This is a genomic window from Desulfovibrio sp. TomC (assembly GCF_000801335.2).
Taxonomy (GTDB): Bacteria; Desulfobacterota; Desulfovibrionia; order Desulfovibrionales; family Desulfovibrionaceae; genus Solidesulfovibrio.
Genome location: NZ_JSEH01000003.1, coordinates 248,440 through 263,626, shown reverse-complemented (window position 1 = coordinate 263,626; position 15,187 = coordinate 248,440). Strand labels below are relative to the sequence as shown.

General features: G+C 63.1%; 16 protein-coding genes. 10 read left to right on the top strand and 6 right to left on the bottom strand.

All coding sequences use genetic code 11. The features are described 5' to 3' along the window. Window positions 1–183 precede the first annotated feature (183 nt). The 3 genes from rd (at window position 184) to NY78_RS04405 (ending at window position 2,198) form a co-directional block, all read left to right on the top strand. Window positions 184–342 carry a rubredoxin gene (rd, locus tag NY78_RS04415; protein ID WP_043632165.1) on the top strand — a complete coding sequence of 53 codons (159 nt, stop codon included), beginning with the start codon at window positions 184–186 and terminating at the stop codon, window positions 340–342. A gap of 47 nt (window positions 343–389) precedes the next feature. Next, window positions 390–1,595 (top strand): FprA family A-type flavoprotein, encoded by a 1,206-nt coding sequence (locus NY78_RS04410; RefSeq protein WP_043632162.1) that lies wholly within the window; start codon window positions 390–392, stop codon window positions 1,593–1,595. A 156-nt stretch (window positions 1,596–1,751) separates the two neighbouring features. Further along, window positions 1,752–2,198 (top strand): PPC domain-containing DNA-binding protein, encoded by a 447-nt coding sequence (locus NY78_RS04405; RefSeq protein WP_043632161.1) that lies wholly within the window; start codon window positions 1,752–1,754, stop codon window positions 2,196–2,198. A 269-nt stretch (window positions 2,199–2,467) separates the two neighbouring features. On the opposite strand, the gene NY78_RS04400 is transcribed toward NY78_RS04405, so the two are convergent. The 5 genes from NY78_RS04400 to NY78_RS04380 form a co-directional block, all read right to left on the bottom strand. After that, on the bottom strand, window positions 2,468–3,757 hold the full coding sequence (locus NY78_RS04400) for a hypothetical protein (protein WP_156180863.1): 1,290 nt from the start codon (window positions 3,755–3,757) through the stop codon (window positions 2,468–2,470). Window positions 3,758–3,883: 126 nt separating this feature from the next. Then, window positions 3,884–4,159 (bottom strand): HU family DNA-binding protein, encoded by a 276-nt coding sequence (locus NY78_RS04395; protein ID WP_043632154.1) that lies wholly within the window; start codon window positions 4,157–4,159, stop codon window positions 3,884–3,886. Window positions 4,160–4,280: 121 nt separating this feature from the next. Further along, window positions 4,281–4,685 carry a MucR family transcriptional regulator gene (locus NY78_RS04390; protein ID WP_043632151.1) on the bottom strand — a complete coding sequence of 135 codons (405 nt, stop codon included), beginning with the start codon at window positions 4,683–4,685 and terminating at the stop codon, window positions 4,281–4,283. Window positions 4,686–4,946: 261 nt separating this feature from the next. Continuing rightward, window positions 4,947–5,318 carry an Hsp20/alpha crystallin family protein gene (locus NY78_RS04385; protein WP_043632149.1) on the bottom strand — a complete coding sequence of 124 codons (372 nt, stop codon included), beginning with the start codon at window positions 5,316–5,318 and terminating at the stop codon, window positions 4,947–4,949. Window positions 5,319–5,479: 161 nt separating this feature from the next. Then, window positions 5,480–5,893, bottom strand: coding sequence for an Hsp20/alpha crystallin family protein (locus tag NY78_RS04380; RefSeq protein ID WP_043632148.1), 414 nt, complete (start codon window positions 5,891–5,893; stop codon window positions 5,480–5,482). A 252-nt stretch (window positions 5,894–6,145) separates the two neighbouring features. Here NY78_RS04380 and htpG point away from each other — a divergent pair, with 252 nt between their 5' ends. After that, window positions 6,146–8,056 carry a molecular chaperone HtpG gene (htpG, locus tag NY78_RS04375; RefSeq protein WP_043632147.1) on the top strand — a complete coding sequence of 637 codons (1,911 nt, stop codon included), beginning with the start codon at window positions 6,146–6,148 and terminating at the stop codon, window positions 8,054–8,056. A 205-nt stretch (window positions 8,057–8,261) separates the two neighbouring features. Here htpG and NY78_RS04370 read toward each other — a convergent pair whose 3' ends face one another. Beyond that, window positions 8,262–8,774, bottom strand: coding sequence for a hypothetical protein (locus NY78_RS04370; protein ID WP_043632145.1), 513 nt, complete (start codon window positions 8,772–8,774; stop codon window positions 8,262–8,264). A gap of 235 nt (window positions 8,775–9,009) precedes the next feature. Between NY78_RS04370 and NY78_RS04365 the strand changes: the two genes are divergently transcribed. The 6 genes from NY78_RS04365 (at window position 9,010) to NY78_RS04340 (ending at window position 14,968) form a co-directional block, all read left to right on the top strand. After that, entirely contained in the window at window positions 9,010–10,158 is a 1,149-nt protein-coding gene (locus NY78_RS04365; RefSeq protein WP_043632144.1) for an ABC transporter substrate-binding protein, read from the top strand. 128 nt (window positions 10,159–10,286) lie between these two features. Beyond that, complete coding sequence (locus NY78_RS04360; protein ID WP_043632141.1) at window positions 10,287–11,429, top strand: ABC transporter substrate-binding protein; 1,143 nt, start codon at window positions 10,287–10,289, stop codon at window positions 11,427–11,429. Further along, window positions 11,429–12,304 carry a branched-chain amino acid ABC transporter permease gene (locus tag NY78_RS04355; protein WP_043632135.1) on the top strand — a complete coding sequence of 292 codons (876 nt, stop codon included), beginning with the start codon at window positions 11,429–11,431 and terminating at the stop codon, window positions 12,302–12,304. The genes NY78_RS04360 and NY78_RS04355 overlap by 1 nt, the downstream gene beginning before the upstream one ends. After that, window positions 12,301–13,275, top strand: coding sequence for a branched-chain amino acid ABC transporter permease (locus NY78_RS04350; RefSeq protein WP_043632134.1), 975 nt, complete (start codon window positions 12,301–12,303; stop codon window positions 13,273–13,275). The genes NY78_RS04355 and NY78_RS04350 overlap by 4 nt, the downstream gene beginning before the upstream one ends. Beyond that, window positions 13,262–14,050 (top strand): ABC transporter ATP-binding protein, encoded by a 789-nt coding sequence (locus tag NY78_RS04345; protein WP_082139883.1) that lies wholly within the window; start codon window positions 13,262–13,264, stop codon window positions 14,048–14,050. The genes NY78_RS04350 and NY78_RS04345 overlap by 14 nt, the downstream gene beginning before the upstream one ends. 198 nt (window positions 14,051–14,248) lie before the next feature. Beyond that, window positions 14,249–14,968: an ABC transporter ATP-binding protein gene (locus NY78_RS04340; RefSeq protein ID WP_043632132.1), complete on the top strand. Its 720-nt coding sequence runs from the start codon at window positions 14,249–14,251 to the stop codon at window positions 14,966–14,968. Window positions 14,969–15,187 lie beyond the last annotated feature (219 nt).

Here is a 15,187-nt window from a genome sequence, read left to right as displayed (position 1 = left end):
TCGCGCGTCCTGTCGGCATGGCCGATTCCGTGACGCGATTCCGCGACCCTGGCCCAGAAGGCCTCTGTCGCGCCGACGGATAATGACCTTGTTGCCGCTCAGGCAAGGGCGCCCCGGGCGGACCCGGCGCTGAGGGCAAATAAGGACTGGCTGCCGGCCAACATCAAGACAACGGAGACAAGCATGGACAAATACGAGTGCAACATCTGCGGCTATGTGTATGATCCCGCCGCTGGCGACCCGGACAACGGCGTGGCCCCCGGCACCAAATTCGAAGACGTTCCCGAGGACTGGGTCTGCCCGACCTGCGGCGCTCCCAAGAGCGAATTCAGCAAGGCCTAACCCGTCTCTTTTCGCCGCATCCGATGCGGCGTTTCAAGGATTTGCAAATGCGACCCGTTGAAATATGCAAGGATGTCTACTGGGTCGGGGCTGTCGACTGGGAATGCCGTGATTTTCACGGCTACATGACCGCCCCCACCGGGACAACCTACAACGCCTTCCTGATCAAGGACGAGAAAGTCGCCCTGTTTGACTCGGTCAAAGCCGGTCACGGGGACGAAATGTTGTGTCGCCTGGCCCACGTGGTCAAGCCCGAAGACGTCGACTATCTCATCATCAACCACGTGGAAATGGACCACTCGGGCTCCCTGCCCGAACTGGTGGCCCGGACCAAACCGGAAAAAATCTTCACCTCCCCCATGGGCGAACGGGCCTTGCGCGCGCATTTTGCCTGCGCCGACTGGCCCATCGAAGTGGTCAAGACCGGTTCCACCATCTCCCTTGGCAAACGGACCCTCCAGTTCCTGGAGACCCGGATGCTCCACTGGCCCGACAACATGGCCACGTTTATCCCCGAAGACGGCGTGCTCATTTCCTCCGACGCCTTCGGCCAGAACTGGGCCACCAGCGAACGCTTTGCCGACGAAGTGGACCGCAGCCTGCTGCGCAAGCAGCTCGACCGCTACTTCGCCAACATCGTCCTGCCCTTTAGCCCCATCGCCCAGAAGACCATCGAGACCATCGAGTCCATGGGCCTGGATATCCGCTACATCTGCCCTGACCACGGCCTGTTGTTCCGTACCCGCGAAGACGCCGCCTGGGTGATCGAACGCTACAAGGAACTGGCCAGCCAGAAGCAGAAGAAGAAGGCCGTGCTGGTCTTTGACACCATGTGGCATTCCACCGAGCACATGGCCCACGCCATTGCCAGCGGACTCATGGAGCATGGCCTGACGGTCAAACTGATGAACCTGCACGTCTTTGACCATTCCGACGTCATGGAAGAGGTCTGGGACGCGGCAGCCGTCTTTGTGGGCTCGGCCACCCACAACAACGGAATGTTGCCCAAGGTGGCCGACATGCTGACCTACATGAAGGGCTTAAAGCCCAAGGGCAAAATCGGCGGGGCCTTCGGCTCCTATGGCTGGAGCGGCGAGGCCGTCAAGGACATTGCCGGCTGGCTGGCCGAGATGGGTATGGAAATGCCCGTCGATCCGGTGCGCCTGCTCTATGTGCCGACCCACGAGCAGCTGGCCGTGTGCACGGAAATGGGCCGCACCATCGGCAAGATGGTGGCCGACAAGCTCGGCTGATCGCCCTCTGTCTGACCTGTCGGGGGAATCGGGACATTGCCCGGTTCCCCTTTTTTTCGGCCGCGCCGGCGAAGGTCCGGCGCCCCGGCCGTCCCTGCCGGCGACCGGTTTCCGATGCAACATACGGCCTTGGGGCCAAGCCAAGCGAGGTGGTGTATGATCGTTTCCGAAGGCCGGCTCGGCCGCGTGTTCGTTTTGCGCCTGGGCGACGGGGACCGCATCCCGGACGCCATCGAGGACTTCGCCAAGACCCGCGGCGTGTCCTCGGCCCTGGTGGCCGCTTTGGGCGGCCTGGAAAACGGCCGGCTGGTCACCGGTCCAAAAGACGGCACGACCATGCCGCCAACGGCCATGCTGACGGCCATCGACGCCGTGCACGAGGCCGCAGCCGTGGGCACCCTCTTTCCCGACGCCGACGGGATGCCCCGGCTGCACATGCACGCCGCCCTCGGCCGGGCCGGCGAAACCCGCACCGGCTGCGTGCGCCCGGGCCTGGATGTCTGGAAAATCCTTGAGGTGGTGGTCATCGAGATCACCGGCACGGACCTGGCCCGGGCCAAAGACCCGGAAACAGGCTTCGAACTGCTCGGCCGGAAGGCGTAGAGAGGGGAGAGAAGGCAGAAGATGCCTCCGGCGGCCAAAGGGACTGAGTCCCTTTGGAATCCCCTCCTGGGGGGAGTTTGCTTTGACTGTGGGCGTTGCCAGGGCGATGCGCGAAAGTTGCGAAAAAGAAGACGAGAAGCGTCCGGGGGCCAGAGCACTGGTGTTTGTGCTTGACCGGGACCAGCGGTTTTGCCGCGACCGGGCAATGCCGCCGAGTAGGGCGGGAGAAGAGGGGCCTGAGGCCCCCAACGGGCAAAGGGGGACGGCGGTTACGGCCGGGCTGGCGCGTCCTGGCCGGACGGGCCGGCCGGGCCGGTCGGGGACGTCAACACCTCGGGGAGGCGCTTGATCACCCGCGTGGCCAGCAAGGCATTGCCGGCTTCGTTGAAATGGCAGCAGGTATCGCGGAAAACATCGCCAGGCGTGTCGGCGAAAAGCCGGGTGGCGTCCTCAAAGGCGACCCCGGCTTGACGCAGCGCCGGTATGCGCTTGTCGAGTTCCCGGTAGCCGCTGCGCACCGCCTCGCCAAAGGCCGGGTCCGGGGAAACGGCCTTGGCCTGCTCCCAGGCCGAGAGCGGCTTGGCCCCCTCGGGATACTGGTTGGGCTGGAGCACATGGAGATAGGCAAAGCCGGCCTCATGGCCCAGTTTGGCCAAAGCCAGACTGGAACGCAGCCAGATGTCCGCCGCCTGGGCCTGGACCGCCTCCGGTGAAATCGTGGGATCAACCCCGGCCGGGCTGGGCAGCGGCGCCGCCTCCCGGTCACGCATCTGGGTCAGGGCCGCATCTTCCCCACGCTTGAGCAGATTGTCGCCCAGATGCCATAGCACGAGCGCCGTGCGCGAAAAAGAAAAAGGCATCGCGCCCTTGGCCCAGGTCTGCCCCAGTTCGTCCCACAGAGCCAGCCGGCCAAGCAGCTTGCGGGATTTGGCGTCGACAAAATCGTCGGTTAAATCCCGCCAAAACATGGGATAGGCCGGCGAAATTCCCGCCGGAACCAGATCATGGCCGGGCAGGACCACTTCATTAAACCCGTCGATATTGATCAGCAGGTCAATCTTGGCCCCCTGGGACAGGAGATAGGCCACGGCGAGCAGGGACTGGGGCTGCTTATACCCGGCAACGGCAAGGCAAAACAGCTTGACCGTGCGGCCCTCGGTCCCCGGCAGGGCGGCCACGGCCTGACGCAGGGCGTCCCACTCCAGAACGAAGAAATCGCCGGCCACCGAGCCGCCGGTGATCACCACATTAAACGCATCCGGCGAGGCGGAGTCCAACAGGTCCGGGCCGATAAGCCCCTGGCTATTGACCGCCTTGCTGTCGCGGCCATCGTAAACAAAGCCCAGGTACGGGTGAATCATGTAGCCTTGTTTCTGGCTTCGTCCGGTGCGTGTCAGGGAGGCCGCAGACTGGGGCAATTCCCCGCCGGACCGATCGAGGAGATCAAGACGCAAGGCATCGGCCTGCAAGCCGGCCAACGCCATCCAGGCCGCGCCGACGCCTTCCAGGCACAACGCGGTCATGGCCAGGGCGGCCAGCGCCAATGCAATACGTTTCACCATGCTCTCCCTGCCCAGACCGCTGGTCCATGGCTCAAAAGAGGCAAACCCTTCCCCGCAAGCGGGAGAGGGTTTGCCCAAAAAACGGCCACGATTGCAGCAAAAATGGCCGGACGCGAAGGAAAGCTATTTTACAGCGTCCTTAAGCGTTTTGCCGGGAGTGAAACGCACGGCTTTGGAGGCAGGGATATCAATGGGGTTGCCGGTCCGGGGATCACGTCCGGTGCGTGCCGCCCGATCCGACACTTTGAAGGTGCCAAAACCGGTCAGGGTCAAGGCTTCGCCTCCGACCAGGGATTCCTGAATGGCGCTCAAAACGGCGTCGAGGACTTTTCCCGCTTCGGCCTTCGTGGCGATGCCGGCATTCGCCTGGATCTTGGCAATGATGTCTGTTTTAGCCATGTGCGTGGGCTCTCCTTATCGTTGGGACCCGCCACGTCCGCCCGGGAGCGAATCGCCCGTCCGGGGGAGTCGCCGCAGCTGATTCCCGAATTCGTGGTCAGCTATACCGAAATCCCCGGCCTTAGGCCACAACTTTCCCCTTCTTCTCCCACAAACGCATGTCCTTCATCTTTTTGCGGCGTTCTCGCTGCAGGGACTTGCACACCAGGGGCATGGTCTTCTTATAGCCGTGTTTGGCCTTGTACTCTTCAGGGGTCAACCCGTGGAGGGCGAGATGCTTGCGGGTAATAACCTTGAATGATTTGGCGCACTCCATGCAGGTTATGGACTTTTCCTTGACCGCCTTTTTGGGGTCCATCCCCTCCGCCGCCTCACCCATCCCCACGCTCACGTCCAGGCCAAGGCAGATATCACGGATGCCAAGGGCCAAGCGGCGCACCATGGAGGAGATTTCCTCGTCGGTCATGTTGCGCACTGACGCTTGGGCTTTCACGATTTCAAGAGCACTTTTAAGATGGTCGTCCATACTGTCTCCTTCGTGGCTGATACTGGCGAAGGAGTGAGCTTTCCTGCCTGGGCTGTTTTTTGTCAATTGCAAAAAACGAATTGCATATACACTGGCCCGTTCTGTTAGATTAAAGTGACTTTTCCATCAGACGTTTTATGTAAATTACATTTTTGAAATAGAGATATGCCTGCGCCGCAGCCCCACAGTACTCTCGTTTCCAAGCCTTGAAAAAAACGAGTCGGGGCGCGTTATCGCACCCCGACCCATCAGAAAACCGCTTTAGCCGGCTTGAATCACGATCTTGCGCGGTTGGACTTTTTCCTGGCGCGGCAGATGCAGTTCCAGCACACCGTCGCGAAGCGATGCCCGAATGCGCTCCTTGTCCACGATATGGGACACCGTGAAGCTCCGGAAATACTCGCCGCCGCCAAATTCCACGTGGCCAAGCTTCTGTCCCTCGGGCAACACATACTCAGCCTTGCCCGACACCTTGAGCTCGTCCTCGTTGAGATCGATGACCAGATGCTCCTTGGACACGCCCGGCATGTCCACATAAATATAAAATCCGTCTTCCTTTTCGATGATGTCCGTGGCCGGCTTGACTCTGGGCAGCCGGCGTTCTTCAGGCCTGGGTGCACTTGGATCCGCCATAGTCCTTCTCCTTTCCTCTGTGCTTGCCCCGGGGCAGGCGCTGTTACGTCACGCCTCGGACTGGCGATCCGGCCACGCCCTGCCGCCGCAACACGGCCGCTGACCGACGGGCCGGCCTGCGCCGAAAGAACTCCCCGGGCGGGACGGCCCGCCCCAATCGGCTACACCGCCTCGATGCTGATTTTTTGGGGCCGGTTCTCATTGGCCTTGGGCAGCACCACCTCGAGCAGGCCGTCGCGCATGGTCGCCGTGACCTTCTCCCGGCTGATGCCGGCCGAGATGTTGACCACCCGCTGGAAAACACCAGTGGGACGTTCCTGCCTGTAGTACTTGCCGCGTTCCGCCTTGCGCTCGCCCTTGATGACCAGACTGGAGTCGGTCAGGGTCAGATCGAGATCGGCAATGGCCATGCCCGGTATCTCGCACCGGACATAGAGATTGGCGTCATCCTCGCCGATATTGACGGGAGGGTAGGCCACGCTGCGCTGACTGATGGCCATGGACGGCCAAAGCGTCTCGAAAAGCCGATCAAAAGGCGTCGTTGTACCATAAAACGGGCTTAAATCGATGACCATACGGGTTCCTCCTGACAGTTCGACGCATCTGAGCGAAACATAAACAAGCCAGCCCCCCTGTCAATGGTCGAAACAAAACCGAAAACCCGGGTTTCACGGCCAGGCTCAGACCTTGACAGGCCACCCGGGCGGGTTATTTCTGTTTCGATCCTGTTCCCGGGGACATCTCCCCACCAGACCCGCCCCGGCTGCCGGGACGGTGTCTTTTTTTCGGCCAGACAGCACGACATCACGGAGAAAGGAGACATGCCCATGTCCGCCGCCCAAGGCGAAACCCACGAGTTTCGCGCTGAAATCCGCAAGCTTCTTGATATCATTACCCATTCCATTTACACCAACCGCGAAATCTTCCTGCGCGAGCTGGTGTCCAATGCTTCCGACGCCCTGGACAAGCTGCGTTTCGAACAAAGCCGGGGCGCGACAATCGCCGACCCTGACACGCCGCTGGAAATCCGCATCGCCACCGACAAGGATGCCGGGCGCATCACCATCACCGACACCGGCTGCGGCATGACCCGCGACGAGCTCATCGACCACCTGGGCACCATCGCCAAATCCGGCACCGAAGCCTTCATGCGCTCGGTGGCCGAGAACAAGGACGCCGCCTCCAACCTCATCGGCCGTTTCGGCGTGGGTTTTTACTCCGTCTTCATGGTGGCCGACCAGGTGGCCGTCACCTCGCGTTCCTTTGTCCCGGACGCCGCCCCGGCCCGCTGGGTGTCCGACGGTTCGGGCAGCTTCACCGTGGAAGACGTTGCGGGCGAAGCGCCGCGCGGCACCGTGATCGAGATCACGCTTAAGGAGGACACCAAGGAATACGCTGATCCCGAGCGTTTGAAAGCCGTCCTTCGCACCCACTCCAACTTCATCTCCTTCCCCATTTTCCTTAACGGCGACAAGACCAACACCATCCCGGCCCTGTGGCGGGAATCCAAGTTCTCGGTCACCCCGGAGCAGTACAAGGAATTCTATCAGTTCCTGACCCACGACAGCGACGAACCGCTGGCCACCATCCACGTCAGCGTGGACGCGCCGGTGCAGTTTACCGCCCTGCTGTTTATTCCCAAGCACGGCCTTGGCCCCATGGCCTTTCGCGACCAGCTCCACCACGGGCTTGACCTCTACGTGCGCCGGGTGCTCATTTCCAGGGAAACCAAGGAACTGATCCCGGAATATCTGGGGTTTGTGCGCGGGGTGGTGGACACCGAAGACCTGCCGCTCAACCTCTCGCGCGAAACGCTCCAGGAAAATCTGGTGCTGCGAAAGATCCAGACCATCCTCGTCAAGCAGATCCTCGACAAGCTCAAGGCCCTGGGCAAGGAAGATCCGGCCAAGTACAACGCGTTTTTCACGGCCCACGGCCAGGGCTTCAAGCTCGGCTACAGCGACTACGCCCACCGCGACGCCTTTGCCGAGCTGGTGCGCTTTGATTCCTCGGCCCTGGACAAGACGGACGAGGACGTTGAGGCTTCGAGCCTGACCTCGCTTGACGACTACGTCACCCGGGCGCGCGACGGCCAAAAGGCCATCTACCATCTCTCCGGCCCCTCCCGGGCGGCGCTCGACCTCAACCCGCACTTGGAAATCTTCCGGTCCAAGGGCCTGGAAGTGCTCTACCTCTATGAGCCGGTGGACGAATTCATCATGGATTCCATCGGCACGTACAAGGAGTTGCCGCTGAAATCCGCCGAGCTGGCCGACGCGGCCGAGCTTGACGCCTTCGAGGGGACGGCCGAGACGCCCAAGGCCCCGGAGCTGACCCCTGAGGAGTCCGGCTCTCTGGACGATTTTTTAAAGGCCATCAAGGAGATCCTGGGCGACCGCGTCACCGACGTGCGCGTCTCCACCCGCCTGACCCAAAGCCCGTCGTGCCTGGTGTCCCCGGATGACCGAATGACCTCGAGCATGCAAAAGATCATGCGGCTGGTCAGCAAGGACACCTCGGTCCCGAAAAAGGCCCTGGAGCTCAACCGCGACCACACGCTTATCCGCAATCTGCTGGCCATCTACCGCCGCGACGGAGCCGATCCGTTCATCGGCAAGGCGGTCGAGCAGCTCTACGACTCGGCGCTTTTGCTCGACGGCTACCTGTCCGATCCGCACCAGATGGTGGCCCGCATAAACGACCTGCTCTCCGACGCCAGCGCCCTGCACGCCAAATAGGCAACCCGCCCCGAAAAAAAGGCCGGGAGAGGATACGTCCTCTCCCGGCCTTTTTTGTGGTTGCGCCCGGCCAGAGAACCCGGGTGCGTCCTATGAAATTGGGCTGGCGGCCTCTCTCAAAGGCCTGCGCCCGGATCAGGCCGGCACAGGTGGTGGCGCATCGGCGGAGGCCCTCGCCCCACGGCGTGGCACGGGGGAGGGGGGCCTAGAACAAATACCCGTACGTCGCAGCCAGCTTGTCCGTGCGGCCAAGGAGCGCTTCGGCCGTCTGGTCCACGCTGCTTGCGTCCACGATGCCGGCCTCGGAGGCCAGAAAATATTTGAGCGATCCTTCCTTGGAGGAAAAAAGCCAACTCACCGAATAGATCGAGCACAAATTGGGCCGGCCCGGGAATTCTTCCTTGGTTTTAAGGACCAGGACGATCTTTTTCTCATCCCGGTTGGTCGGGGCCATGAGCGACGAGCGGCCAAGCAGTTCCTTTACCCGGTAGGCCAGACGCGCCCCCACCGGATCGGAATCGTCGTGGTCGATGGAAACCGGCGTTTTTTTGCCGGCCGCCTCCTCGATCTTTTTCGGGGCCGGTTCGGAGGCGGCCGGCGGAACCTTGGCCTTGGCGTCCTGGGTCGGGGCCTGGGCCGGAGCCTGGGCCAGGGCGGGAACGGCACAAAGCAGCACCAGCGTTGCCGCCAACAATGAAGCACGCCAAGCAGCAATCATAAGAAAAACTCCTTGCAGCAGGAAAAAGCAGGTTGGTATCCATTCCATACCCAGCCGCCTGGGCCTTTGCAAGCCGGGTCGCCAGCTCAACGGCTCTCCGGCGCAGCATCTTCGGTCGAAAATAAGTTGCAAAACTAAATAGTTATTATGACATTATTGTCAAATTGCGGCGACTGTCGTATAGGGGCGGGCCTCAATACGAAGAATCGTCGCCACTTTCACGCCCGGAGGTTTCATGCGCCTGCTGTCCCAGACAATCCTGCTCGTTGCCGCCTTGTCCGTCGCCCTGCCCGCCGCAGCGGCCGACCCCATCCGCATCGGCGCCGTGGTCTCGGCCACCGGTCCGGCGTCGTTTCTTGGCGAACCCGAAAGAAACACCCTGCAAATGCAGGCCGACGCCCTAAACGCGGCCGGGGGCCTGCTTGGCCGCCCGGTGGAAATCATCATCCTTGATGACGAGACCGACGTGAACAAGGCTGTGCTGGCGGCCGACCGGCTGCTCAAAAAGGACAACGTCGTGGCCGTGGTCGGCCCCACGGTCTCCGGCAACTCCCTGGCCGTGGCCCCCAAAATCGAAGCCGCCAAGGCCCCCATGGTGTCCATGGCCGCAGCGGAAAAAATCGTCAAGCCGGTCAATGCCTGGATCTTTAAAACCGCCCAGTCCGACCGGCTGGCTGTCGGCCGCATCCTGGCCCACGCCAAGGCCAAGGGCTACAAAAAGCTGGCCATCCTCACCGTGTCCGACGGTTACGGCCAGGCCGGACGCGAAGTGCTCAAGGAAATGGTCCCGGCCGGAGGGCTGGAGCTGATCGGCGACGAGGTCTACGGTCCCAAGGACACGGACATGACCGCCCAGCTGACCAAGCTCAAGGGCGCAAACCCCGACGCCATTATCTGTTGGGGCACCAATCCCGGACCGGCCGTGGTGGCCAAGAACCGGGTCCAGCTCGGCATCACCACTCCGCTCTATATGAGCCACGGCGTGGCCTCGAAAAAATTCATCGAACTGGCCGGCGAAGCGGCCGAAGGCCTGCTGCTCCCGGCCGGCAAACTCACCGTGGCCGATCAGCTGCCCGAGGCCGATCCCCAAAAAGCCCTGCTCCTCGCCTATTCCAAGGCCTACGAAGACCGCTTCAAGGCCCCGGCCTCGGCCTTTGGCGGCTACGGCTACGACGCGCTCATGCTGGTGGCCGAGGCCATCAAGGCCGGCGGCGACGCTTCCCCGGCCGCCATTCGCGACAACCTGGAAAAAATCGCCGGTTTCCCCGGCATCACCGGTGTTTTCAAGTTCACGCCAACCGACCACAACGGTCTTGACGAGACCGCCTTTGTCATGGTCACCATCGCCGGCGGCGATTTCAAGCTGTTGCCGCAAGAGCAATAATCTCCGGTCCCGCCCGGTTTCCTTCCCGCCCGGAATCGACTACAAGGCGGGACACGCATCAATGACACTGACGTTACCCGCGCGACGGCTCCACCCGCCGCGCGGGAACGCGTCTTAAGGAGCGAGCCATGCGCATCAAAGCGATCCTCCTGGCCCTTTGCGCCCTTTGTGCCGTCGCCGGCCCGGTCCGCGCCGCCGAACCCATCCGGCTTGGCGCGGTATTGTCCGTCACCGGACCGGCCTCGTTTCTCGGCGAACCCGAGAAGAACACCATCCTGATGGAAGTCGAGAAGATCAACGCCGCCGGCGGGGTGCTTGGCCGCCCGGTGGAAGTCGTCATCCTCGATGACGAGACCGACGTGAACAAGGCCGTCCTGGCCCTTGATCGCCTGATCAAAAAGGAAAACGTGGCCGCCATCCTCGGCCCCACCACCTCGGGCAACTCGCTGGCCGTCATGGGCAAGGCCGCTGCCGCCAAGGTGCCGCTTATTTCCTGCTCTGCCGCCGAAAAGATCACCAAGCCGGTAAGTCCGTATATCTACAAGGTCGCCCCGTCCGACCGCTTGGCCGTGGCCCGCATCCTGGCCCACGCCAAGGCCAAGGGATACAAGAAGCTGGCCATCCTCTCCGTGTCCGACGGCTTCGGCCAGGCCGGACGCGAGGTCCTCAAGGAACTTATTCCGGCCGACGGTTTCGAACTGACCGCTGACGAGGTGTTCGGTCCCAAGGACACGGACATGACCGCCCAGCTGACCAAAATCCAGGGCACCAGCCCCGACGCCGTCATCTGCTGGGGCACCAACCCCGGACCGGCGGTGGTGGCCAAGAACCGGGTCCAGCTTGGCATCACCACCCCGCTCTACATGAGCCATGGCGTGGCCTCGAAAAAGTTCATCGAACTGGCCGGCGACGCGGCCGAAGGCCTGCTGCTCCCGGCCGGCAAGATCACCGTGGCCGGAAAGCTCCCGGATGCCGACCCGCAAAAGGCCCAGCTCGTGGCCTATGCCCAGGCCTATGACGCGCACTTCAAGGCCCCGGTCTCGACTTTCGGCGGACACGGCTACGACTCGCTGCATCTGGCCGTCAAAGCCATTGCCGACGCCGGTTCCGACAAACCCGAAGCCATCCGCGACGCCCTGGAAAAGATCAAGGGATTCCCGGGCATCGGCGGCATCTTCACCTTTACCCCCGAGGACCATGCCGGTCTTGGTCCCGACGCCTTCATCATGCTTGGCATCGAGAAGGGCGACTGGGTCATTGTTGGTCAGTGATGTTTGCCGGCGCGCCCCAATACCTTGTTTCGGGACTCACCCAGGGGGCCGCCTACGGTCTGATCGGGCTTGGGTTCACCATGATCTTCAACACCACCGGCATCATCAACTTCGCCCAGGGCGAGTTCGTGATGCTCGGCGGGATGCTCTCGGTCTGCCTCTTGGGGGCGGGGCTGCCCCTGCCCCTGGCCATAGTGGCCGCCTGCCTGGCCACGGCCGCCATCGGCGGCCTCATGGAACGCCTGACCATCCGGCCCCTGGCCGGCGCGCCGGCCGTTAACGCCGTCATCATCACCATCGGCGTCTCCATCCTGCTGCGCGGCGGAGCCATGCTGGCCTTTGGCAAGGACACCGTCGCCCTGCCGGCCTTTTCCGGGGTCAAACCCATCCTGGCCCTGGGCGCGGCCATCCAGCCCCAAAGCCTGTGGGTCCTGGCCGTGACCCTGGCCCTTTTGGCCGCGCTCAAGCTCTTTTTCTCGGCCACCATCCAGGGCAAGGCCATGCTGGCCTGCGCCTGCCAGAAGAAAGCCGCCAGTCTGGTCGGCATCTCGGTTGCCCGCATGGCCCTTTTGTCCTTTGGCATAAGCGGCCTGATCGGAGCCACGGCCGGGGCGATCCTGGCCCCCATCACCATGACCGCCTACGACGTCGGCATGATGCTTGGCCTCAAGGGCTTTGCCGCCTGCATCCTCGGGGGCCTGGGCAATCCCTTTGGCGCGGCTGCCGGCGGGCTGATCCTCGGCGTCCTGGAATCGTTTGGCGCCGGCTACATCTCCTCCGGCTACAAGGACGCCTTCGCCTTCATTGTCCTTTTGCTCCTGCTCTTCGTCAAACCGTCGGGCCTTTTTGGCAAAGCCGGGGTGGAACGGGTATGAAGCGCCCCATCCTTGGCCAAAACGCCGCCCAGGCGGCCCTTTTTTTCGCCCTGCTCCTGGCCGTGCCCTACGGGTTGCCAAACGAATACTATTTAAGCATCTGCATCCTGGGGAGCCTTAACGCCGTCATCGCCGTGGGACTCAACCTGCTCATGGGCTATGCCGGGCAGGTGTCCCTGGGCCACGCCGCCTTCTACGGCCTCGGGGCCTACGCCACGGCTATCTGCACCACCCGCTTCGGCCTGCCCATCCCGGTCGGCATGGCCGCCGGCGTCACCCTGGCCTCGGTCGTGGCCTGGATCGTGGCCGCGCCCACGCTCAAACTCAAGGGCAACTATCTGGCCATGGCCACGCTCGGCTTTGGCATCATCGTCTCCATCGTCTTTAACGAGGCCGTGGACCTGACCGGCGGCCCGTCCGGCTTCGTCGGCATCCCCCGCCTGACCCTTTTGGGCCACGCCTTCGATTCCGATCGCGGCTACTACAATCTCATGGCCGCCGTCCTCACCCTGGTCGTACTCCTGGCCTTGAACCTCATGAAGTCGCGCACCGGCCGGGCGCTGCGCGCCCTGCACGTCAGCGAGAAGGCCGCCTCCAGCCTCGGAGTCGACATCGCCGCCCACAAGCGCTTCGTCTTCGTCCTGTCCGCCGCCCTGGCCGGGCTGGCCGGCGTGCTCTACGCCCACTACCTGAGCTTCATCGCCCCGGCCTCGTTCGGGTTTTCCTTTTCGGTCCAGCTCGTGGTCATGGTCGTTCTCGGCGGCATGGCCAGCGTCTGGGGCTCGGTGGCCGGCGCATTCTTTTTAACGGCCCTGCCGGAAGCGCTCCGGGAATTCGAAGACATCGACATCCTGGTCTACGGAGCCATCCTGGTGCTCACCATCATGTACCTGCCCGACGGGCTGGCCGGTGGCATCAAGCGCCTTTCCCGCAAGCTGCGGCGCACCGAGGTCGATGATGCCCGCCGCTAACGCCGCCGCAGCCCCCTTGCTCGACGTCAGCGCCGCCACCGTCCGTTTCGGCGGCATCCACGCCCTGACCGAAGCCGATTTCGCCATTGCCCACGGCTCGGTCACAGCACTCATTGGCCCCAACGGCGCGGGCAAGACCACCATGTTAAACGCCATCACCGGCATGGTGCCGCTCACCTCCGGCCACATTCGCTTGGACGGCGTCGACATCGCCGGCCTGCCGCCCCAGAAACGGGCCGCCGCCGGCGTGGTGCGCACCTTCCAAAATCTCGAAGTCTTCACCTCCATGTCGGTCCTGGAAAACGTCATGACCGGCCGCCATGCCCTCACCCGCTATTCCATCGCGGCCAGCCTGCTGCGTACGCCCGGTTTTCGCCGGGCCGAACGCGCCTGCCGCGAGGCAGCCCTGGATTGCCTGGAGTTCGTCGGGCTGGCAAACGAGGCCGATACCCCGGCCGGCGATCTGCCCTACGGCAAGCAGCGCCTCCTGGAAATGGCCCGGGCCTTGGCCGCCGACCCCAAGCTGCTGCTCCTCGACGAACCGGCCGCCGGGCTCAATTCCAAGGAAACAGCCCAGCTCGGCGACCTCATCCGGGCCGTGTGCGACCGCCGCCACGTCACCGTCGGACTGGTCGAACACGACATGGAGCTGGTCATGGCTGTCAGCGACCACATCACCGTGCTCCATTTCGGCCAGCCCCTGGCCGCCGGCACGCCCGACGCCATCCAGGCCAACCCGGACGTGATTAAAGCATATCTGGGTGAGGATGATTGACGAGAAGAGAAGATGCCTCCGGCGGCGGGGGGAGAGTAATCCCCCCGGACCCCCTTGATGGGAGAAGTTATTCAGGGGGAACTGCGTTGCAGTGGCAAATGTTGCCCCTGTATGAACCCCTTGCCTCCCAGGTGGGATTCCAAAGGGCTCAGCCCTTTGGCCGCCGGAGGCACTCTAAAAAATTAGGCACATCCCACAATGCTGACCCTGCGTAACATCGATATACACTATGGCCGGGTGCACGCGGTGCGCCGGGTGTCGCTCCATGTCGCCCCGGGCGAGATCGTGGCCCTGATCGGGGCCAACGGCGCGGGCAAGACCACGCTGCTCTCGGCCATTTCCGGCGTCATGCGCGTCTCCGGCGGCGACATCGAGTTTGACGGCCGCTCCATCGCCAGCGAAAAGCCCGAACGCATCGTCCGCCTGGGGCTGTCCCATGTGCCGGAGCGGCGCTTGGTCTTTGGCCCCATGTCGGTGGAGGACAATCTGCTCCTTGGGGCCTATACGAAATTTCGCCGCCGCGAGGTGGCGGCCGATCTGGAAGAGATTTACGCCATGTTTCCGGTGCTGCTCGACCGCAAAGGCCAGCAGGCGGCGGCGCTGTCCGGCGGCGAGCAGCAGATGCTGGCCATTGGCCGGGCGCTCATGGCCCGGCCGCGCTGTCTGCTTCTGGACGAACCCGGCATGGGCCTTGCCCCCCAGATCTGCAAGGAAATCTTCCGCCACGTGGCCACGCTTCGCCGCGACAAGGGGCTGACCGTCCTTTTGGTCGAGCAAAACGCCAAGAGCGCCCTGGCCGTGGCCGACCGGGGCTATGTGCTGGAGACGGGCCGGGTGCTCCTCTCCGGCACGTCCGAAGAATTGCTCGCCAACCACGACGTCCGCCGTGCCTATTTGGGGCGAGAGAAAGAGAATTAAGTCAGAGAGAAGAGAGAAGATGCCTCCGGCGGCCGGGGGGGATAATCCCCCCCGGACCCCCTTGATGGGAAGGGTTTTCAGGGAGTTGCAGCGGCAGGTATTGCCCCTCCGTAAACCTCTTGCCTTCCAGGAGGGATTCCAAAGGGGTCACCCCTTTGGCCGCCGGAGGCACTCTTGTAAAAGCCGCCGGAGGCACTCTTTCTCTCACGGGAGCCTGAC